Here is a 19216-nt window from a genome sequence, read left to right as displayed (position 1 = left end):
AGACAGCACAAGGAGGAGACGCCATGACCCTGCCCAACTATGTGAAGATCGTCGAGGTCGGCCCGCGCGACGGGCTGCAGAACGAAAAGGCGATGGTGCCGACCGAGGTCAAGGTCGACCTGATCAACCGGCTCAGCGATGCCGGCTTCGTCAATATCGAGGCGGCCTCGTTCGTCTCGCCCAAATGGGTGCCGCAGATGGCCGACGGCGCCGACGTGATGGCGCGCATCCAGCGCCGCCCGGGCACGCTGTATTCGGTGCTCACGCCCAACCTCAAGGGCTTCGAGGGCGCGGTGGCCGCCGGGGCGGACGAGGTGGTGATCTTCGGCGCCGCCAGCGAGGCCTTCTCGCAGAAGAACATCAACTGCTCGATCGCCGAGTCCATCGCGCGCTTCGAGCCGGTGGCCGCCGCCGCCAAGGATAAAGGCCTGCGCCTGCGCGCCAGCATCTCGTGCGCGCTGGGCTGCCCCTACCAGGGCGAAGTGCCGGTGCACGCGGTGGTGGACGTGGTGCGCCGCATGCGCGAGCTTGGCTGCGACGAGATCGACATCGCCGACACCATCGGCGTGGGCACGCCCGGCCGCGTGCAGGAAGTCATGCACGCGGCGGCGGCGGAGTTCCCGGCCGACCGCCTCTCGGGCCATTTCCACGATACCTACGGCCAGGCGCTGTCCAATATCCTGGCCAGCATGCAGGCCGGCATCTCGACCTTCCACGCCTCGGTCGCCGGTCTCGGCGGCTGCCCTTACGCCAAGGGCGCGACCGGCAATGTCGCCACCGAAGATGTGTTGTACATGCTGCACGGCATGGGCATCCACACCGGGATCGACCTGGAGCAGGTGGTGCGCGCCGGCGATTTCATCTCGCAGTCCATCGGCCGCGCCAACAGCTCGCGCGTGGGCCGCGCGCTGCTGTCCAAGTGGGCGGCGGCCGCCGATGCCGCTGGCGCCGCGCCTGCCTGCGTGTGAGACAGATACGGAACAGATGATATGAACGATCGCTCCCTGCATGGCTCCCTGGATAGCGCTGATGCGTCGGCGACGCTGCCCGAGGCGGCCCAGCGCGTGGCCGGCCTGCTGGCCGGCCTGGGCCACGCCAAGCCCGTGGTGATGCTGCCGGCCACCGGCAAGACCTCGGCCGAGGCCGCGGCCGGCCTCGGCTGCTCGGTGGCCGAGATCGCCAAGTCCATCATATTCCGCCGCGTCGCCGACGATGCGCCGGTGCTGGTGATCGCCAGCGGCAGCAACCGCGTCGACGAGGCCAAGGTGGCCGCCGTGGTCGGGCCGCTCGGCAAGGCCGATGCGAAATTCGTGCGCGAGAAGACCGGCTATGCCATCGGCGGCGTCTGCCCGATCGGCCACGCGGTGGCGCCGGTGATGCTGCTCGACAGCGACCTGTTCCGCTACGACAGCCTGTGGGCTGCSGCCGGCCATCCGCACGCGGTGTTCAACCTCACCCCGCAGGAGCTGCAGCGCATGACCGGGGCCGCGGTGGCTGACGTGGCGCAGCGCGGGCTGGCATGATGCCGCGGCGTGCCCACCGCGGCTGGCACTGACGCCATGTCRCGGCTTTCCCGCCTGGTCGCCGAGCTGACGCGCGGCGCGCAAGCCGCGCAGCACGCGCAGCCGGTGCCGTCGCCGTGCCGCAATGTCTGCCGCATGGATACGGCCAGCGGCTACTGCGAAGGCTGCCTGCGTACCATCGAGGAAATCGCCGCCTGGTCCGGCAGCGACGACGCCGGCAGGCGCGCGACCTGGGCGCGCCTGCCCGCCCGCGCCGCGCAACTGGCGGCGCAGGCCTGCGCGGGACCGCGCGCCTGCGACACCGACTGAGGTTTCCCGACAGAAGTTTCCCGACAGAAGTTTCCCGACTGAGGTTGCCCATGACTGCTGTCCACGATCCTGCTGTCATCGATTGGTACTTCGACCCGATCTCGCCGTTCTCCTATCTCGCCTTCGAACGGCTGCCGCGCGTGCTGCCGGCCGGTGCGCGGGTACGCTACGTGCCGGTGCTGTTCGCGGGCCTGCTGCGGCACTGGGGCAATGTCGGCCCGGCCGAGATCGCGCCGAAGCGCCGCTTCACCTTCGAGCATGTGGCCTGGATCGCGCACCGCGACGAGACCCCGCTCGCCATGCCCGCCGTGCACCCCTTCAATCCGCTGCCCCTGTTGCGGCTGGCGGTGGCGCTGGAGCTGGACGGCAGGCTGTCGCGCGAGACCCTGGCGCCGCTGTTCGGTTTCGTCTGGCAACAGGGGCGCGTGCCGCAGCAACAGGCGGATTTCGACGCGCTGTGCGCCACGCTGGGCGTACCCGCCGCTGCGCTGGCGCAGGAGGCGGTGAAGGCGCGCCTGCGCGAGCACGGCGAAGAGGCGGTGTCGCGCGGCGTGTTCGGCGTGCCCACCGCCATCGTGCAGGGGGATGCCGCGGGGCAGCTGTTCTGGGGCCTGGACGCGCTCGACATGCTCGGCGCCCGGCTGCGGCAGGATCCGTTCTTTGCCTCCGCTGCATTTCGCGCCGCCGGCGCGCTGCCTGTCGGCCCGGGCCGCGCGGACGCGCCGAAGCCCGCCGGCCAGTAGCAGCGCAGCGGCACGACAAGCCGTACAAGAGCAAGAGCAAGAGCCGGAACAAGAGCAAGAACAAGAGACGAGACAACGCCAGATGCCCGAACCCTTCACGCCACCAGTCCTGCCGGCCACCCTGCGCGTGTTCGAGCGCGGCTGGCTGTCGGCCAACAACATCCTGTTCCTCGACGGCGACGACACCGCGCTGGTCGATTCGGGCTATGTCACGCATGCGCCGCAGACGCTGGCGCTGGTCGAGGCCGGCCTGCGCGGCCGGCCCCTGCGGCGCCTGGTGAACACCCACCTGCACTCCGACCATTGCGGCGGCAACGCCATCCTGCAGCGGCGCTGGCAGCCGCGCACGCTGATTCCGGCGGCGGAGGCCGCCGCCGTGCAAGGCTGGGATGACGACATGCTCAGTTATCGCGCCACCGGCCAGCAATGCGACCGTTTCGGCTTCGATGACGTGGTGCAGGACGGCGATGTGCTGCGCCTGGGCGGCATCGACTGGCAGGCGGTCGCCGCGCCCGGGCACGATCCGCACGCGGTGATGCTGTTCGCCCCGCAGGAGCGCATCCTGATCTCGGGCGACGCGCTGTGGGAGAACGGCTTCGGCGTGATCTTTCCCGAACTCGACGGCGAGAGCGGCTTCGCCGAGCAGGYTGCGGTGCTGGAGCGTATCGCCACGCTCGGCGCGCGCGTGGTGATACCCGGCCACGGCCGGCCCTTCACCAATCTGGCCGCCGCGCTCGACGTGGCCGGCGCCCGCCTGGCCTACCTGCGCGCCGACCCCGCGCGCAACGCCGCGCATGCGGTCAAGGTGCTGCTGAAGTTCAAGCTGCTCGAGCAGCAGCGCATGCCGTATGGCGCGCTGCTGGCATGGATGGAGCAGACGCCGCTGATGCAACGCATCCATGCCCGCTTCATGGACGGCGAGGATCTTGGCGGCATGCTCGGGCGCATGCTGGCGTCGCTGGTGAAGGCCGGTGCGCTGGCGATGGAAGGCGCGGACGTCTGCAATCGCGACTGAGCGGCGGCGGCGCCCTCGTTTTCCGTTTGATCGCGCCAGCCGGACGCCGTAGCATGTAGGCAAGCGCCCCGACCATTTGCGAGGAAGCCGCCGATGCCTGTCTTTCCCGTCGTATTGCTCCAGCCCCTGGTTGCCCATCTTTCGCCCTCTGCGATCCACGCGCACGGCGCCGACCTGCTGGTCGAACTGGCCCCCTTCCTGCTCGGCGGCGCACAGGTGCGCACCGCGCTGCGGCTCGACGGCCTGAGCCTGCCCAGCCGCAGCCTGGCAGAGCTGGCGGGCAGGCGCCTGCGTTTTCCGCTCAATCCCGAGCCGGGCTACATCGACGGCTCGCTCTATGTGGAAGGCCGTCACCACGCGGTCGACGTCAGCGAGCTGCGCTTCGGCGAGCTCGACGCGCAGGGTCTCGACGTGGCGATCGAAGGCCGCATTCATTTCGATGACGGCGCCGGTTTCGACGACACCGCGCTGAGCCTGGCGGCCCGCATCGCCGCGCCGCTGTCCGAGCCCGAGCTCGATGCCGCGATCGACCGCGCCGCGGCCGAGGCAGGCATCGCCAGCGCGCGCCAGGCCGGCAAGGCGATGGCGATCCTCAGCCGCGATCCGCGCCTGCGCCATGCCGACATGGCCCTGCTGCATGCGCGCGTGCAGGCCCGCCTGCTGATCGCCGGGGCAATGGCCCGCGGCGGCGGGTCCCGGCGCTGAACGGTGACAGGAACGCGAGGACACACCATGCAAGCGCTCCACGGCCAGGGCTTCCAGCTTCGTCCGTTTCGCTACACCGACGTGCCGCAGTTCGTCGCGGCCGTGCATGAATCGCTCGACACCGTGGGCAAGTGGATGCCCTGGTGCCACGCCAGCTACAGCGTGCGCGATGCCGAGAGCTGGTTCGACATGTGCACGGAAGCCATGGGCACCGGCGAAGCCTATGACATCGGCGTGTTCGCGCCGGACGGCAGGGAGCTGTACGGCGGCGTCTCCATCAACCAGATCAACCGCGACTACAACTTCGGCAACCTCGGCTACTGGATACGGCAGAGCCGCCAGCGCCAGGGGCTTGGCGCGCGCGCGGCCGACCTGATGGCCTGCTACGGATTCCACCGGCTCGGGCTGACGCGRCTCGAGGTGGTCGCCGCGGAGAACAATGTGCTCAGCCGCGCGGTGGCGGAGAAGATCGGCGCGCAGTTCGAATGCATCGCACGCAACCGGCTGGTGCTGCACGGGGTACCGTGCGCGGCGGCAATGTACTCGCTGGTACCGCCGTGGTACCAGGCTGCCGGCCAGGCCGGCAGCGCGCGGAAATCAGGCGCCGCGTGAGGCGCTACTTCGTGATGGCGAACGCGTAGGTCCGTTCATCCTGCCTCGGCACCACCTTGTAGCCCTTCCTGGCCGCCCAGACATTGATCTGGAAATACAGCGGGATCACGCCATAGTCCTTGATCCCGACCTCGGTCGCCTCCTGCAGCAGCTTCTCGCGCGCACGGTCGTCGATGGTGGTCAGCGCGGTGGTCAGCTTGGCATCGAGTGCGGCATTGCTGTAGCGCCCGCGGTTGGATGCGCCCCAGCCGCGGGCGGGATCGTAGGTGGCCAGCAATGACTTGAGCGAGGAGCCGGCTTCGCCGGTGTCGGCGCCCCAGCCGGCCAGCATGAAGGAGAAGTCGAGCTTGTTGGCGCGCGTGAAGAAGGTGGCGGACGGCATGGCTTCGACGCGCGTCTGGATGCCGACGCGCGCGAGCATCGAGGCGATGGCCTGCGCCACCTGCTCGTCGTTGACGTAGCGGTTGTTGGGCGCGTGCAGGGTAAGCTGGAAGCCGTCCGGGTAGCCGGCATCGGCCAGCAGCTTCCTGGCCGCGGCGGCGTCGAAGGTGTCTGGCTTGAGCGACGGCACGTAGCCGAACAGCGTGGAGTTGACCAGCTGGCCGGTGGGCTCGGCGGCGCCTTCCATCACGCGCTCGACGATGGCCTGGCGCGAGATGGCATGCGAGATGGCCGCGCGCACGCGCGGGTCCTTGAGCGGGTTCCTGGCGAGCGGCTTGCCGGCCTTGTCGGCGGCGAAGGGCGTGACGTCGCGGTTGCTGTCCAGGTGCAGGTACATCATGCGGAAGGTCGGCACCTTGAACACGCTCACGTTCGGATCCGAGGAGAGCTTCCGGATATCCGAGGTGGGCACGTTCTCGATGACCTGCACGTCGCCGGCCAGCAGCGCGGCCACGCGCGGGGCGTCGCTGGTGAGGATGCGCAGCGAGACGGTGTCCCACTCGGGCTTGTTGCCCCAGCAATTGTCGTTGCGGGCCAGCTCGATGCGGTCGCCCTTGCGGAAGCTGACGAACTTGAAAGGCCCGGTGCCGACCATGGCGCGGCCGCTGTTGAAGTCGTCGCCGGTGGCATTCTCGGCGACCTTCTTCGACACCATGTAGATGGTGGAGAGGTCGTTGGGCACCAGCGGGTACGGCCCGTTGGTGGTGATGCGCACGGTCAGCTTGTCGACCGCGACGATGTCCTTGAAGCCCTTGGTGTAGATGGTGTACGGCGAGGGGCTGTTCTTGACGGTGGCGGGGCGGTTGAGCGAATAGACCACGTCGGCCGAGGTGAATTCGCTGCCGTCGTGGAATTTCACGCCGGGGCGCAGCTTGATTTCCCAGGTGGTGTCGTCGACCGGCTTCCAGGACAGCGCCAGGGCGGGCTTGAAGCGCATCTTCTCGTCCTTGGCGATCAGCGCTTCGAACATGTGCTCGGCCACGTTCGCATTGGGCGTGACGTTGTGATAGTGCGGGTCGAGCGAGGTGATGTCGCCGGACAGGCCGATGGTCAGCCCGGCGGCCATGGCGGACGGGGAGAGCGATGCGCAGGCGAGGCTTGTGGCGAGTGCTGCGGCGCCAAGGGCGCGGCGGATGATGGTCATCGGGTGGTCCCTGTTGGCTTGGAGCGGTGAGGCATTGTCGGGACTCGCCGGCGCGGGTGTCAAGGCGGGCCGACCCGCAGCGCCGGATGCACCGCGGCGAGGCGGCGATGCACGCTGCGCGTGCTTCTTTCCGCGTGCCTTGCCGCGCTTTCACCGTGGCAAGGCACGGGCGCGGTGCGACTGGCCTGCCGCGAATCGGCGCGACTGTCCCTGTGCGGCCTGGCGGCCTGGCCGTATATTGGATGCAGCGCGCGCAGCCGCGCTGTCCGCCAATGCAACTGCAAGCTCCCGACGACCATGCTGAAGATCCTGGGAAAGGCCTCCTCCATCAATGTGCGCAAGGTGCTGTGGTGCTGCGACGAACTTGGCCTGCCCTTTGAGCGCGAGGACTGGGGCTCGGGCTTTCGCGCTACCGATACGCCGGCGTTCCTGGCGCTCAATCCCAACGCGATGGTGCCCGTGCTCGACGACGGCGGCTTCGTGCTGTGGGAGTCGAACGCCATCATCCGCTACCTGGCGGCGCAATACGGCGGCGCGGCCATCTATCCCGCCGCCCCGCGCGTGCGCGCGCGCATCGACCAGTGGATCGACTGGCAGGCGTCGGAGCTGAACCCCGCCTGGCGGTACGCCTTCATGGCACTGGCGCGGCAGTCGCCAGCGCATCAGGACGCTGCGCTGGTCGAGGCGTCCGTCGCAGGCTGGTCGCGCTGCATGGGCATCCTCGAGCGGCAACTCGCCGCCACCGGCGGCTATGCCGCCGGCAGCAGTTTCTCGCTCGCCGATATCCCGCTCGGCCTCTCGGTCAACCGGTGGTACGCCACGCCGCTGGCGCACCCGGACTATCCCGCGGTGGCGGCGTACTTCGCACGCTTGCGTGGCCGCGCGGGGTTTGCCCGGCACGGTTGCAACGGCATTTCCTGAGGCGGGCGGCCTGCGCCGCCGCTCAGAACGAGGTGCGCAAGCCGATCTTGACGTTGCGTCCCGCCAGCGGCGCGATGTCGCGCAGGATCGAGGTCGAACTGCGGGCGTCCTGGTTGGTCAGGTTGTCGCCGCGCAGGTAGATCAGCGTCTGGGTGCCGGCCATCTTGAACTTGTAGGTGATGGACAGGCCGAGCAAGGTATAGCCGTCGGTGGGCGTGTCGTTGGCCGGCACGCGCGATTGCCGCGCGGCGTAGGTCACGTCCGCGCGCGCGCCCCAGGGCCCCGCGCCGTAGACGATCGCGCCGCCCAGGCGCAGCGGCGACAGGCGCGGCAGCGGCTCGCCGGTGGCGCGGTTCTCGCCGTGCACGTAGTCGGCGCGCGCTTCCAGGTCGACGGTGTCGCTGCCGGTCAGCAGCTTCTGCGCCACGCGCGCGCGGCCTTCGGCCTCGAATCCATACAGCGTGGCCGGCACGCCCATGTACTGCATCACCGGCAGCGCGCCGGCGCTGCCGGGCGTCACGAAATCGCCTTCCGCGTCGCGCGCGGTGCCGGTATTGGTCAGCGCCAGGTAGTTCGAGAAGCGGCTGTAGTAGCCAGAGATGCCGGCGCTGTGCGGGCCGGACTTGAAGCGCAGGCCCAGGTCCAGCGAGGTGGCGCGTTCCTTGGCGGCGTTGGGGTCGCCTTGCTCCCACGAGCCGGTGGCCACGTGGGGGCCGTTGGCGTAGAGCTCGTAGAAGGTGGGAGCGCGCTCGGTGTAGGCCAGGTTGCTGGTCAGCGACCAGGCCGGGGCCAGCTTGTAGAGCAGGCCGGCCGAGGCGCTGCCGGCGTTGAAGCTGCGGCTGGCGTCGGAAAAGCGGTCGTTGCCGTCGGCATGTGCCTTGACGCTGGTGTGGTCCATGCGGCCGCCCAGGTTGAGCTTGAGGTCGCCGTCGGCGGTCAGCGGCATTTCCTCGAAGATGAACAGGGCGGCGTTGTCGGTGTCGGTGCTCGGCACGAAGGCTTCCTCGCCCAGCGCCGAAAAGCGTGTCGAGCCGAACTGGGTGCCGATCACGCCGGTCATGTTGCCGATGCGCGCATGCTTGGCTTCGAAGCGCGCGTCCCAGCCGTTGTTCTTGAAGATGGTGCCGGTCTGGCCGGACTCGATTTCCTTGTGCTCGTAGTCGGTATAGCTGAACTTGYCCTTGACCGACTCGATGAAGCCGCCGGTCTGGTTGGCCAGGTTGCGCGCTTCTCCCTCGAGCGCGAAGCGCTGCTGGCGCATCTGCAGGCGCACGTCGTCCTCGGCCGGGGTGCCGTACTCGTTGTGGTACTCGCTGTAGTTGGCGCCGACGAAGCCGTCGACCCAGGTGTAGGAGCCGCCCAGCGAGCCGCCTTGCTGCTGTGCGTTGCTGTTGGGCAGGCGGCCGTAGGCCTCGGATTCGCCTGCGGGCAGCGGCTGGCTGTTGCGCAGGCTGGCGCTGCGCGCATAGCCGGGGATGCGCAGGTCGCTGGTCTTGCGCACGAAGCCGTCGGCGTGGACGGCGAACTGCCCGTTGCCGGCCTCGACCAGCCCGCTGGTGCCGCGCGCGCCGTCGCCGCCGGCGGTCGCGCTGGCGTCCACCGTGCCGCTGACGCCCTCGATCGGCTCCTTGGGGATGCGGTTGTCGATCACGTTGACCACGCCGCCGATGGYGTTGCCGCCGTACATCAGCGCGGCCGGCCCGCGTACCACTTCGATGCGCTCGGCCACCAGCGGGTCCACCGGCACCGCGTGGTCGTTGGAAAGCGTGGAGGCGTCGATGGTGCTGCCGCCGTTCTGCAGCACCTTGATGCGGTCGCCGTCCAGGCCGCGGATGATCGGGCGGCTGGCGTTGGGGCCGAAATAACTGGAGGACACGCCCGGCAGCTTGTCCAGCGTCTCGCCCAGCGTGCTGGCCTGGCGTACGGCGAGGGCGTCGCCGCCGAGGCTGGAGACCGGCGCCACCAGGTCGGTGAGCTCGCTGCCGAGCGGATTGGCGGTGACCACCACTTCGCGCAGGGTCGCGGCTGCCGGGGTGGCGGCAGGGGCAGCGGTGGCGGAGGTGGCCGGCGCGGCGGGAGCGGCAGGCGTGCCCTGCGCCAGGGCGCAGGTGGAGGCCGAGGCGATCAGGGCCACGACGGCGGCCAGCGGCGTGCGCCGCAGGAAATATTCTTGTTGGAGGCGGTAAGACATGGCTCGCGGTGCTCTTGGATGCTGTCGAGCGCGCGGCGCCGGCGCCCGCACGTGTGCCTCGGGCTGCCCGGCGCGGCAGGAAGGCGCGGGCGGCGGCGGGCACGGATTGCGGATCGTGGCGCGTTGCGTCAGGGAACGGGCGGCGGCATGGCTGCCGCGGCCCGGAAATCAGGCGAGAGCGGAGACGGCCGGAGGCGCGCGCGAGTGGAAGGGCCTGGCCGGCGGCAGGTCAGGCTTGCGCCAGCCCTTGGTTGGCGGCAGCGGGGATTGCAGGTGTGTCAGCGCCGGCAGGGCCGGCGTGCCGCAATGGCTTGCGGCCACGGTGGCGCCGTCGAACAGGACGCAGAAGTGCCCGGCCAGCTTGAGCGACAGCGGGGTGTCGGGTTCGGGCTGGGCCACGTGTCCGGACGCGCTGGCCGCGGCGGCGGCAACGGCGGCCGGGAATTCGTGCGTGGCGCTTTCGCGCTCGCCGGCCAGCGCCGGCGCATACAGCAGCCCGCCGTGATGGATGCGGTGGGTCAGCCCGGCATGCTGGGACAGCAGCAGGCATAGCGCCAGCCACAACGCCGGCCACAGGCCGAGGCCATGCGCGCGGCGGCGCTGCAGGCGCTGCCAGGGAGGCAGAGGCTTAGTGGCCATGCCCGCCGTGCCCGTCGTCGTGGCCATGCGCGTGACCATGCGCGTGGCCGTGATGATGGCCATGGCCGTGGTCATCGCAGCCGCAGTCGTCGCCATGCACGTGATCGTCGTCCAGGCCATCTTCCCAGGCCGGGAACGGGTCGGGGTAGCTCGCCCAGGCTTCGGGGCCGCCCGCCATCTCGGCATCGGTCAGCAGACAGGCGTCGAGCAGCGCTTCCAGCGCGGGGCGGTCTAGGTCCTGGCCGATCAGCACCAGTTCCTGGCGGCGGTCGCCGAAGGGAGCGGGCTGGCCGTCCACGGTCATGTCGGCTTGGATCTCGGCGCGGCTGTCTTCTTCCTCGGGCCATTCGGACGCATCCAGCGCGGCCCACCAGGCGCCGGCGCCGCCGTGGCGGCACACGCCGCCGGCCTGGCCCCAGGTGCCCGCCGTGTCCATGCGGGTGGCCAGCCAGAAGAAGCCCTTGGAGCGCAGCACGCTGCCGTGCTCGCGCAGCCATTCGGTGTGGATCAGGTCGGCGAAGCGCTGCGGGTGCAGGGGGCGGCGGCGGCGGTAGACGAAGCTGCCGATGCCGTAGGCCTCGCTTTCCGGCACATGCTCGCCACGCAGCTCGGCCAGCCAGCCGGGGGCGGCGGCGGCGGCGTCGAAGTCGAAGCGGCCGGTGTCGAGCACGCTGTCCAGCGCTACCTTGCCGAAGCTGGCCGGCACGATGGCCGCGCGCGGGTTGAGCGAATGCAGGATGCCGGTCAGGCGCGCGCGTTCGGTGTCGCTGACGAGGTCGAGCTTGTTGAGCACGATCACGTCGCAGAATTCCACCTGCTCGATCAGCAGGTCCACCACGGTGCGGTCGTCGTCCTCGTCGCGGGCCTGGCCGCGGTCCTGGAGGAAATCGGCTTCGTTGAAGTCCTGCAGGAAATGCGCGGCGTCGACCACCGTGACCATGGTGTCCAGGCGGGCGATGCTGTCCAGCGCCACGCCCTGCTCGTCCTCGAAGGTGAAGGTTTCGGCGACGGGCAGCGGTTCGGCCACGCCGGTGGATTCCACCAGCAGGTAGTCGAAGCGGCCTTCGCGCGCCAGCTTGCCGATCTCGGCGAGCAGGTCCTCGCGCAGCGTACAGCAGATGCAGCCGTTGGACAGCTCGATCAGGCGCTCGCCAGCCTGTGCCACCAGGCCGTCGCCGACCAGCCGGGCGTCGATGTTCACGTCCGCCAGGTCGTTGACGATCACCGCCACCCGCTTGCCTTCGCGGTTGGCGAGGATGTGGTTGAGCAGGGTGGTCTTGCCGGCACCGAGAAATCCGGACAGCACGGTGACGGGCAGGCGATCGGCCATGGCGGGAAGGCACGCCGGGAGAAGGCGCGCGTGTTATTGCAACAAAGTTGCGACTGTATCAGAAAGCGGGAGGTTCCGGGCCTTCCGGGCGCGTGGGGCGCACGAATCCTGCCGTCCCTAATGATAGGTCCGTGACTGTGACACCACAACGGCGTGTCGGGAAGCTGGCGCCCGCCCGGGCAACATGGAAGGCGGCGGGCCGCAAGCAGGGCCCCAATCGGCGCCCCAATCGGCGTCCCAAGCAAAACGGCCCGGAAAACCGGGCCGTCTGGGAGCGCGGGGGGCGGGGCCGGCTCAGTCGCCGAACAGCTTCTGGCGCAGTTCCCTGCGCTGCTGGGCTTCCAGCGAGAGCGTGGCGGTGGGGCGCGCCAGCAGGCGCGGCACGCCGATCGGCTCGCCGGTTTCCTCGCACCAGCCATAGTCGCCGGACTCGATGCGGGCCAGTGATTGCTCGACCTTCTTGAGCAGCTTGCGCTCGCGGTCGCGCGTGCGCAGTTCGAGCGCGTGTTCTTCCTCGATGGTGGCGCGGTCAGCCGGATCCGGGACGATCACCGTTTCACGCAGGTGCTCGGTGGTCTGATCGGCGTTCTTCAGGATATCGTCGCGCAGCTGCTCAAGGCGATTCTTGAAAAAGGCGAGTTGCGCCTCGTTCATGTAATCCTTGTCGCCCATCTTCAGGATTTCAGCTTCAGTCAGAAGTTTATTGCTGCTCATGGTTGCTGCTGATTCTCTTGTTGATGCGACCGGCGGCGTCTTGGTCCGCTCGGGTGCAGTGTCCTGCCGCTTGCGCGGCTCGGACGTTTCGCTCTGGCTGGCTGCAGTCTTGCTGCTTTGCGTGCCTCCCTTGGCCTCGCCCGCACCGGCGTGCACCGTGCTGCCGCGGGGAGCAGGCGCAGCCTTGGTGGGCCGCGCCTTCAGCGTCTCGGCCGCAGCGCTACCGTTTTTGCTGCGGCTTTCTTTCGTTTTCGTTGCGGCTACCATGGGACACCTCTCTTTCTCGCGTCGGTCGATGTCGGCGCGGGAGGGGTGCCCCGGGCGGAAGGCGGTCCCCGCACGAAGCACTGCGACCGCACCTGCCGGCAGCCCGCCTCATGCTGACGACGACCGCCGCCCTGCATTGCGCGGATGCCGCAACCGAGGCTGCGTAACCCGCACTAAATCCAGACTATTGTACTTGAACAAAAATTTTGGAGATATGGGGGAAAAGCGGGGGAGTTTTCCCTGAGTTCCCACCCCCCTCGCCGGAGGGGGATGGCAGGGCAGGCCTTGGGCGCCCGCCGCGGGGTCAGGCCAGGCAGGTAGCCAGGCCCTTCAGGATGGCGTCCTTGGGCAGGTCCACGCCGATGAACACCATCTTGGTGCCGGGGGTTTCGTCGCCCCATTTGGCGCCGATATCGCTGCCCATGAGCTGGTGCACGCCCTGGAACACCACCTTGCGGTCGACCGCGTCCATGTACAGCACGCCCTTGTAGCGCAACAGGTGCTCGCCGTAGACCGACAGGATGCCGGACAGGAACTCCTCCAGCTTGCCATAGTTGAACGGCTTGTCGCTGCGGAAGACGAAGGAGCCGATGCGGTCGGTGTGATGGTGATGGTGGTGGTGGTCGTGCTGGTGACCGTGGCCATGATCGTGGCCGCAATCGTCCGCGCACTGGTCGCCGTGGGCGTGGTCGTGCCCATGGTCGTGCTCGTGCTCTTCCTCCTCGGCGCGCAGGAAATCGGGGTCGATCTCCAGCTTTTCGTTCAGGTTGAAGCCGCGCAGGTCGAAGATCGTGTCGATCGGCGCCTCGCCGAAATGCGCCGTGCGCACCGGCGCGCGCGGGTTCATGTGCAGCAGGCGGTGGCGCAGATCGGCCATGTCGGCTTCCGGCACTAGGTCCGCCTTGGTGATGAAGATGGCATCGGCAAAGCCCACCTGGCGCTGCGCTTCTTCCTGCTTGTCGAGCTGCAGGTGGGCGTGCTTGGCGTCTACCAGGGTGATCACGGCGTCCAGCAGGTAGCGCTGGGCGATCTCGTCGTCCATGAAGAAGGTCTGGGCCACCGGGCCGGGGTTGGCCACGCCGGTGGTCTCGATCACCACGCGGTCGAAATCGATCTCGCCGGCGTCGCGCCGGGTCACAAGCTGCGACAGCGCGGCCACCAGGTCGCCGCGGATGGTGCAGCAGATGCAGCCGTTGCTCATCTGCACGATCTGTTCGCGGCCATCCTGCACGAGGATTTCGTTGTCGATGTTTTCTTCGCCGAACTCGTTCTCGATCACGGCGATCTTCATGCCGTGCTGCTCGCTCAGGATGCGCTTGAGCAGGGTGGTCTTGCCGCTGCCGAGGAAGCCGGTCAGGATGGTGACCGGGATCAGTTTTGACATTGTTTTCTCCGGGAAGGGAATTCCGCCTGGCCTGGCGTGCGCGGGGCCGGTGTTGTTTGGGGTGATGCCGGGGGCATGTGCGGGCAAGCGGTGCGCAAGCTCATCCGGTGCGCCCGGGTGTGCGCGCGCCGCATTCGGCGCAGACGCCGTTGACGGTGAGCTCCACGTGCTCGACGGCGAATCCGCTCGGCACGCTGGGCGCCGACTGGGCCGGCACGCCGGCGCCATCCAGGCAGAAAGTGCGGTCGCAGCGGTTGCAGTGAAAGTGGCTGTGCTGCCGGTGCACCTGGGCGCGCGCGGCCTCGTGCTCGACCAGGCTGAAGCGGAATACGCGGTCGTGGCCGGCGCGCTTTTGCGCCAGGCCCTGCTCGACCAGCCAGTCCAGCACCCGGTAGACGGTGACGCGGTCGACCGCCTCGCCGTCGGCCGGCATGCGGTCGATCACTGCCTGGTGGGTGAGCGCTTCGTCGCTTTCCATCAGGCAGGCCAGGATGCCCAGGCGCGGCTGGGTGACGCGGGCGCCCAGTTCGCGCAGGCGCTCGTGGGCGGCTTCCAGGGTGGCCGCCGCCGGCGCCATGCTTGCGGCAGGCGTGGCCAGGTTGGGGATGGGGCTGCTGCTCATGGGCCGATTTAACCATAGCCCCCGTACTGATGCAATTCAGTTGCGTCAACTGCGCTTCGGCACAGGCCGCTTCCGGTGGCTGGCCGGTCTCGCGCCGGGCTTGCCCCGGCAGCGTCCCGGGAGCGGCTATCATCGGCAGCAGCAGGCCGCGCCGCGCATCCCGGGAGGGCTTCGCGCCCGGCGGCCCGCCGCATTGCCGCGCATGAATTGACGCAGATCCGCCAGGAGACTCCGAAGATGCAGAACGATGCCAGTGCCCTGCTGTTCCCCAATTTCGAGCCGTTCCGCATGCAGGTCGGCGAGGTGACCATCGCCGGCGTGCAGGGCGGCTCGGGCCCGCCCTTGCTGCTGTTGCACGGCCATCCGCAAAGCCACCTGATCTGGCACAAGGTGGCGCCAGCGCTGGCCGACCGCTTCACCGTCATCGCCACCGACCTGCGCGGCTACGGCGCCAGCGACGCGCCCCCGGGCAGCACCGGCCACGAGAACTACAGCAAGCGCACCATGGCGCAGGACCAGGTGGACCTGATGGCCCGCCTGGGCTTCGGCAGCTTCGCGCTGTGCGCGCACGACCGCGGCGCGCGCGTGGCGCACCGCCTGTGCATGGATCATCCGGGCGCCGTCACGCGCGCCATGCTGCTCGACATTGCGCCCACGCTGGCGATGTACGAGCGCACCAGCATGGCCTTTGCCGCAGCCTACTGGCACTGGTTCTTCCTGATCCAGCCGGCGCCGTTTCCCGAAACGCTGATCAATGCCGAGCCCGAGTTCTATCTCAAGAAGCTGATGGGCCTGCGCCAGGCCGRCCCCAGTCCCTTCGTCCCCGATGCAATGGCTGCCTACATTGCCGCCATGCGCGATCCGGCCCATGTGCACGCCATGTGCGAGGACTATCGCGCCGCGGCCACGGTCGACCTGGATCACGACCGCGCCGACCGGTCCGACGGCCGCCGCGTGGCAGGCCCGCTGCGCGTGCTGTGGGGCGAGCACGGCGTGGTGGCGCGCTGCTTCGAGCCGCTCTCGCTCTGGCAGGAGGTCGCCGCCGACGTCAGCGGCGGCGAGGTGCCGTGCGGTCACTACATTCCGGAGGAAGCGCCGGAGATCCTCCTGCGTGAGATGCTGGACTTCTTCTGCTGAAGGGAGGTTGCCGCGTAAATGCAGAAGCGGTGAAGAGAGAAGCGGTGAAGTTAAGATGTGATGAAAATGTATTCCCGGGTTTTTCCGGATATTTGACACTTTTCGACATTGATAGCATTGCGCTCCGGTTGCGCGGCGGTTGCCGCGGGCCGCATACGCTGTGCCTTGCGCCATGGTCGGCGCCGCCGTTCCGGACGGGGTCGGCGGCACAGGATCGGCGGCACAGGAGCGGCGGCGCCCGACAGGGCGCGCGCCGGTCCGGCCGGGACAGCGTGGAATGGGAATGAGCCGGGTATCCAGGAGAAAAGCATGAAACGAGTTGCACAGTTTGTAGCGGCCGCGCTGGCGGTTGGCGTGATGGGCGTAAATGCGGGCGCGCAGGCGCAGGAATTCCCGGGCAACAAGCCAGTGTCTGCCGTGGTGCCGTTCGCGGCGGGCGGTCCGACCGACAAGGTCGCGCGCGAGCTGGTCATGATCATGTCCAAGCACCTGGGCACCACGATGGTGATCGAGAACCTCGGCGGCGCCGGCGGCACCATCGGTGCCAAGAAGGTGGCGCAGTCCAAGAACGACGGCTACACCATCCTGATCCACCATATCGGCATGTCGACGGCGCCGGCGCTGTACCGCAACCTCGGTTTCGATCCCCTCAAGGATTTCGAAATGGTGGGCGAGATCGCTGACGTGCCGATGGTGATGGTCGGCAACAAGACCCTGCCGCCGAGCAACTTCAAGGACCTGCTGCCGTACATCAAGGCCAATTCGGCCAAGCTGTCGCTGGCCAACGCCGGCATCGGCTCGGCCTCGCACCTGTGCGGCCTGCTGTTCCAGAGCGCGATCCAGACCGAGCTGACCACGGTGCCCTACAAGGGCACGGCGCCGGCGCTGACCGACATCCTGGGTGGCCAGGTCAACCTGATGTGCGACCAGACCACCAATATCGCCGGCCAGCTCAAGGCAGGCGCGCTCAAGCCCTACGCCGCCATGCAGAGCCGCCGCGTGGAAGCCTTCAAGGACATCCCGACCGCGGCCGAGCAAGGCCTGCCGGGCGTGGAAGTGAAGATCTGGCACGCCATGTACGCGCCCAAGGGCACGCCCAAGCCGGTGGTGGACAAGCTGTCCGCCGCGCTGCAGAAGGCCGTGACCGACCCGACCTTCCGCGCCAAGATGGCCGAACTGGGTGCGGAAGCCGTGCCTGCCCCGCGCGCCACGCCGGATTCGCTGAAGACGCTCCTGACGGCCGAAATCAACAAGTGGACCCCGGTCATCAAGAAGGCCGGTGTCTATGCCGACTGATCTCGCGGCGCGATCCGGCGAGACCAGGCGCTGAATCCAGCGCCGGATGATGAAAAGGCCACGCGTGAGCGTGGCCTTTTTGCTTGCCGCTTCGCGCGGCCATCCGCCCGCCGCTTGGCGGCACCGCGGGTGTCTCGTCTATATTGGTCTGGTGCCCGTGCCCGGCAGGCGGCCCGGGTGGCACGGCCCGCACGGCGGCTCTTGAATTCGTGGGCACCCGTCGCCAAGTAGCCTCCAGGCATATTCACGCGAAGGCATCATGGAACAGTATCACGGCACTACCATCGTCAGCGTCCGGCGCGGCAACCAGGTTGCGCTGGGCGGTGACGGCCAGGTCACTCTGGGCAATATCGTGATGAAGGGCACCGCCCGCAAGGTGCGCCGCATCTACAACGGCAAGGTCCTGGTCGGCTTCGCSGGCAGCACCGCCGATGCGTTCTCGCTGCTCGACCGCTTCGAGGCCAAGCTGGAGAAATACCAGGGCAACCTGACCCGCGCCGCCGTCGATCTCGCCAAGGACTGGCGCTCGGACCGCGCGCTGCGCCGGCTCGAGGCCATGCTGATCACCGCCGACCGCGACACCACGCTGGTCATCACCGGCAACGGCGACGTGCTCGACCCCGAGGGCGGCATCGCCGCGATCGGCTCGGGCGGCGCCTATGCCCAGTCGGCCGCCAAGGCGCTGGTGGAGAACACCGAACTGGCCCCCAGGGATATCGTTGAAAAGTCGCTGGGCATCGCCGGCGAGCTCTGCATCTACACCAATACCAATTTCGTCATCSAGACGCTGGAATAAGCGTCGGCCGGCCGCGCTGCCCGCAGGCGCGCGCCGGTCCGTCCCTTCTTGAACGGATACCATGTCGCATACCATGACCCCGTCGGAAATCGTTTCCGAACTCGACAAGCACATCATCGGCCAGGACAAGGCCAAGAAGGCGGTGGCGGTCGCGCTGCGAAACCGCTGGCGCCGCCAGCAGGTGGAAGAGCCCCTGCGCCAGGAAATCACCCCGAAGAACATCCTSMTGATCGGSCCSACSGGCGTGGGCAAGACCGAGATCGCGCGSCGCCTGGCCAAGCTGGCCGACGCGCCCTTCATCAAGATCGAGGCGACCAAGTTCACCGAGGTGGGCTATGTCGGCCGCGACGTCGACACCATCGTGCGCGATCTCGCCGAGATGGCAGTCAAGCAGGCGCGCGAATCCGAAATGAAGAAGGTGCGCACCAAGGCAGAGGAATCCGCCGAGGACCGCCTGCTCGACGTGCTGCTGCCGCCGCCGCGCGACATCGGCTTCAACCAGCCCGAGGAAAAGGATTCCAACACCCGCCAGGTGTTCCGCAAGAAGCTGCGCGAAGGCCAGCTCGACGACAAGGAAATCGAGCTCGAGGTTTCCGCCGGCGCCCCCAGCATGGACATCATGGGTCCTCCGGGCATGGAAGACATGACCGAGCAGATCCGCACGATGTTCGCCGGGCTCGGCCAGGGCAAGAAAGCGCGCCGCAAGATGAAGGTGCACGAAGCGTTCAAGCTGCTGATCGACGAGGAAGCGTCCAAGCTGCTCAACGACGAAGAGGTCAAGCACAAGGCGGTGGCCAACGTCGAGCAGAACGGCATCGTGTTCCTGGACGAGATCGACAAGATCGCCAGCCGCAGCGAAGTCGGCGGCGGCGAGGTCTCGCGGCAGGGCGTGCAGCGCGACCTGCTGCCGCTGGTCGAAGGCACGACGGTCAACACCAAGTACGGCATGATCAAGACCGATCACATCCTGTTCATTGCCTCCGGCGCCTTCCACCTCTCCAAGCCCAGCGACCTGATCCCGGAACTGCAGGGCCGCTTCCCGATCCGCGTCGAGCTGGAATCGCTGTCGGTATCCGATTTCGAAGCCATCCTGACGCAGACCGACGCCAGCCTGACCAAGCAATACCAGGCGCTGCTCGCCACCGAGCAGGTCCAGCTGGTGTTCGCGCCGGACGGCATCCGCCGCCTCGCGGAGATCGCCTTCTCGGTCAACGAAAAGGTCGAGAACATCGGTGCGCGCCGCCTCTACACGGTGATGGAGCGGCTGCTGGAAGATCTGTCCTTCCACGCCACCAGGTCGTCCGGCGAGACGGTCACCATCAACGCGGCCTACGTGGACGAGCGCCTCGGCGACCTGGCCGGCAACGAAGACCTGTCGCGCTACGTGCTGTAAGCCATGGTTCCGGCCATCGAGGCCGGCGATCGCC

At 68.4% G+C, this 19216-nt stretch carries 19 protein-coding genes; 12 read left to right on the top strand and 7 right to left on the bottom strand.

The features are described 5' to 3' along the window. The first annotated feature begins 23 nt into the window (after nt 1-23). The 7 genes from AC1DK4_RS04730 (at nt 24) to AC1DK4_RS04700 (ending at nt 4907) form a co-directional block, all read left to right on the top strand. Nucleotides 24-968 (top strand): hydroxymethylglutaryl-CoA lyase, encoded by a 945-nt coding sequence (locus tag AC1DK4_RS04730; RefSeq protein WP_441617416.1) that lies wholly within the window; start codon nt 24-26, stop codon nt 966-968. Between the two features lie 21 nt (nt 969-989). Continuing rightward, nucleotides 990-1523 carry a YbaK/EbsC family protein gene (locus AC1DK4_RS04725; protein WP_441617418.1) on the top strand — a complete coding sequence of 178 codons (534 nt, stop codon included), beginning with the start codon at nt 990-992 and terminating at the stop codon, nt 1521-1523. A gap of 36 nt (nt 1524-1559) precedes the next feature. Beyond that, on the top strand, nt 1560-1832 hold the full coding sequence (locus AC1DK4_RS04720) for a DUF1289 domain-containing protein (protein ID WP_441617419.1): 273 nt from the start codon (nt 1560-1562) through the stop codon (nt 1830-1832). A 50-nt stretch (nt 1833-1882) separates the two neighbouring features. After that, nucleotides 1883-2575: a 2-hydroxychromene-2-carboxylate isomerase gene (locus AC1DK4_RS04715; protein WP_441650202.1), complete on the top strand. Its 693-nt coding sequence runs from the start codon at nt 1883-1885 to the stop codon at nt 2573-2575. An 82-nt stretch (nt 2576-2657) separates the two neighbouring features. Then, on the top strand, nt 2658-3590 hold the full coding sequence (locus tag AC1DK4_RS04710; RefSeq protein WP_477131413.1) for an MBL fold metallo-hydrolase: 933 nt from the start codon (nt 2658-2660) through the stop codon (nt 3588-3590). A gap of 93 nt (nt 3591-3683) precedes the next feature. Then, nucleotides 3684-4295, top strand: a complete 612-nt coding sequence (locus AC1DK4_RS04705; protein WP_441617424.1) for a hypothetical protein — start codon at nt 3684-3686, stop codon at nt 4293-4295. Between the two features lie 27 nt (nt 4296-4322). Then, a complete protein-coding gene (locus AC1DK4_RS04700) occupies nt 4323-4907 on the top strand; it encodes a GNAT family N-acetyltransferase (protein WP_441617425.1) in 585 nt (194 codons plus the stop codon). A gap of 4 nt (nt 4908-4911) precedes the next feature. Here AC1DK4_RS04700 and AC1DK4_RS04695 read toward each other — a convergent pair whose 3' ends face one another. Continuing rightward, nucleotides 4912-6492, bottom strand: coding sequence for an ABC transporter substrate-binding protein (locus AC1DK4_RS04695; RefSeq protein ID WP_477116980.1), 1581 nt, complete (start codon nt 6490-6492; stop codon nt 4912-4914). Nucleotides 6493-6789: 297 nt separating this feature from the next. On the opposite strand from AC1DK4_RS04695, the gene AC1DK4_RS04690 reads away from it, so the two are divergent. Further along, nucleotides 6790-7413, top strand: coding sequence for a glutathione S-transferase family protein (locus AC1DK4_RS04690; protein WP_441617428.1), 624 nt, complete (start codon nt 6790-6792; stop codon nt 7411-7413). A 22-nt stretch (nt 7414-7435) separates the two neighbouring features. On the opposite strand, the gene AC1DK4_RS04685 is transcribed toward AC1DK4_RS04690, so the two are convergent. The 6 genes from AC1DK4_RS04685 to AC1DK4_RS04660 all read right to left on the bottom strand — a co-directional run bounded on the left by AC1DK4_RS04685 (nt 7436) and on the right by AC1DK4_RS04660 (nt 14560). Then, nucleotides 7436-9604, bottom strand: a complete 2169-nt coding sequence (locus tag AC1DK4_RS04685; RefSeq protein ID WP_477131412.1) for a TonB-dependent receptor — start codon at nt 9602-9604, stop codon at nt 7436-7438. A 168-nt stretch (nt 9605-9772) separates the two neighbouring features. Continuing rightward, entirely contained in the window at nt 9773-10243 is a 471-nt protein-coding gene (locus tag AC1DK4_RS04680; RefSeq protein WP_441617431.1) for a hypothetical protein, read from the bottom strand. Further along, a complete protein-coding gene (zigA, locus tag AC1DK4_RS04675) occupies nt 10233-11573 on the bottom strand; it encodes a zinc metallochaperone GTPase ZigA (RefSeq protein WP_441650205.1) in 1341 nt (446 codons plus the stop codon). The genes AC1DK4_RS04680 and zigA overlap by 11 nt, the downstream gene beginning before the upstream one ends. Before the next feature lie 294 nt (nt 11574-11867). Then, nucleotides 11868-12554, bottom strand: coding sequence for an RNA polymerase-binding protein DksA (dksA, locus tag AC1DK4_RS04670; RefSeq protein WP_441650206.1), 687 nt, complete (start codon nt 12552-12554; stop codon nt 11868-11870). A 304-nt stretch (nt 12555-12858) separates the two neighbouring features. Continuing rightward, nucleotides 12859-13938, bottom strand: a complete 1080-nt coding sequence (locus tag AC1DK4_RS04665; RefSeq protein WP_441617437.1) for a CobW family GTP-binding protein — start codon at nt 13936-13938, stop codon at nt 12859-12861. 100 nt (nt 13939-14038) lie between these two features. Beyond that, entirely contained in the window at nt 14039-14560 is a 522-nt protein-coding gene (locus AC1DK4_RS04660) for a Fur family transcriptional regulator (protein ID WP_441617439.1), read from the bottom strand. 237 nt (nt 14561-14797) lie between these two features. Between AC1DK4_RS04660 and AC1DK4_RS04655 the strand changes: the two genes are divergently transcribed. The 4 genes from AC1DK4_RS04655 to hslU all read left to right on the top strand — a co-directional run bounded on the left by AC1DK4_RS04655 (nt 14798) and on the right by hslU (nt 19182). Next, nucleotides 14798-15697, top strand: coding sequence for an alpha/beta fold hydrolase (locus AC1DK4_RS04655; RefSeq protein WP_477131411.1), 900 nt, complete (start codon nt 14798-14800; stop codon nt 15695-15697). Nucleotides 15698-16006: 309 nt separating this feature from the next. Continuing rightward, nucleotides 16007-16993, top strand: a complete 987-nt coding sequence (locus tag AC1DK4_RS04650; protein WP_441650207.1) for a tripartite tricarboxylate transporter substrate-binding protein — start codon at nt 16007-16009, stop codon at nt 16991-16993. A 259-nt stretch (nt 16994-17252) separates the two neighbouring features. Then, a complete protein-coding gene (gene hslV, locus AC1DK4_RS04645; RefSeq protein ID WP_477131410.1) occupies nt 17253-17789 on the top strand; it encodes an ATP-dependent protease subunit HslV in 537 nt (178 codons plus the stop codon). A gap of 61 nt (nt 17790-17850) precedes the next feature. Next, nucleotides 17851-19182 (top strand): ATP-dependent protease ATPase subunit HslU, encoded by a 1332-nt coding sequence (gene hslU, locus AC1DK4_RS04640; RefSeq protein WP_477131409.1) that lies wholly within the window; start codon nt 17851-17853, stop codon nt 19180-19182. Nucleotides 19183-19216 lie beyond the last annotated feature (34 nt).

This window comes from Cupriavidus sp. 05N38 (assembly GCF_056397345.1).
Note: the sequence above shows the minus strand (reverse complement) of the source record. Positions and strands in the feature narration are given on the sequence as shown.

Coding starts and splice junctions, on each gene's coding strand:
- AC1DK4_RS04730 (WP_441617416.1), top strand. CDS start 24: ATGACCCTGCCCAACTATGTGAAGATCGTCGAGGTCGGCCCGCGCGAC.
- AC1DK4_RS04715 (WP_441650202.1), top strand. CDS start 1,883: ATGACTGCTGTCCACGATCCTGCTGTCATCGATTGGTACTTCGACCCG.
- AC1DK4_RS04705 (WP_441617424.1), top strand. CDS start 3,684: ATGCCTGTCTTTCCCGTCGTATTGCTCCAGCCCCTGGTTGCCCATCTT.
- AC1DK4_RS04695 (WP_477116980.1), bottom strand. CDS start 6,492: ATGACCATCATCCGCCGCGCCCTTGGCGCCGCAGCACTCGCCACAAGC.
- AC1DK4_RS04690 (WP_441617428.1), top strand. CDS start 6,790: ATGCTGAAGATCCTGGGAAAGGCCTCCTCCATCAATGTGCGCAAGGTG.
- AC1DK4_RS04680 (WP_441617431.1), bottom strand. CDS start 10,243: ATGGCCACTAAGCCTCTGCCTCCCTGGCAGCGCCTGCAGCGCCGCCGC.
- zigA (WP_441650205.1), bottom strand. CDS start 11,573: ATGGCCGATCGCCTGCCCGTCACCGTGCTGTCCGGATTTCTCGGTGCC.
- dksA (WP_441650206.1), bottom strand. CDS start 12,554: ATGGTAGCCGCAACGAAAACGAAAGAAAGCCGCAGCAAAAACGGTAGC.
- AC1DK4_RS04665 (WP_441617437.1), bottom strand. CDS start 13,938: ATGTCAAAACTGATCCCGGTCACCATCCTGACCGGCTTCCTCGGCAGC.
- AC1DK4_RS04660 (WP_441617439.1), bottom strand. CDS start 14,560: ATGAGCAGCAGCCCCATCCCCAACCTGGCCACGCCTGCCGCAAGCATG.
- AC1DK4_RS04650 (WP_441650207.1), top strand. CDS start 16,007: ATGAAACGAGTTGCACAGTTTGTAGCGGCCGCGCTGGCGGTTGGCGTG.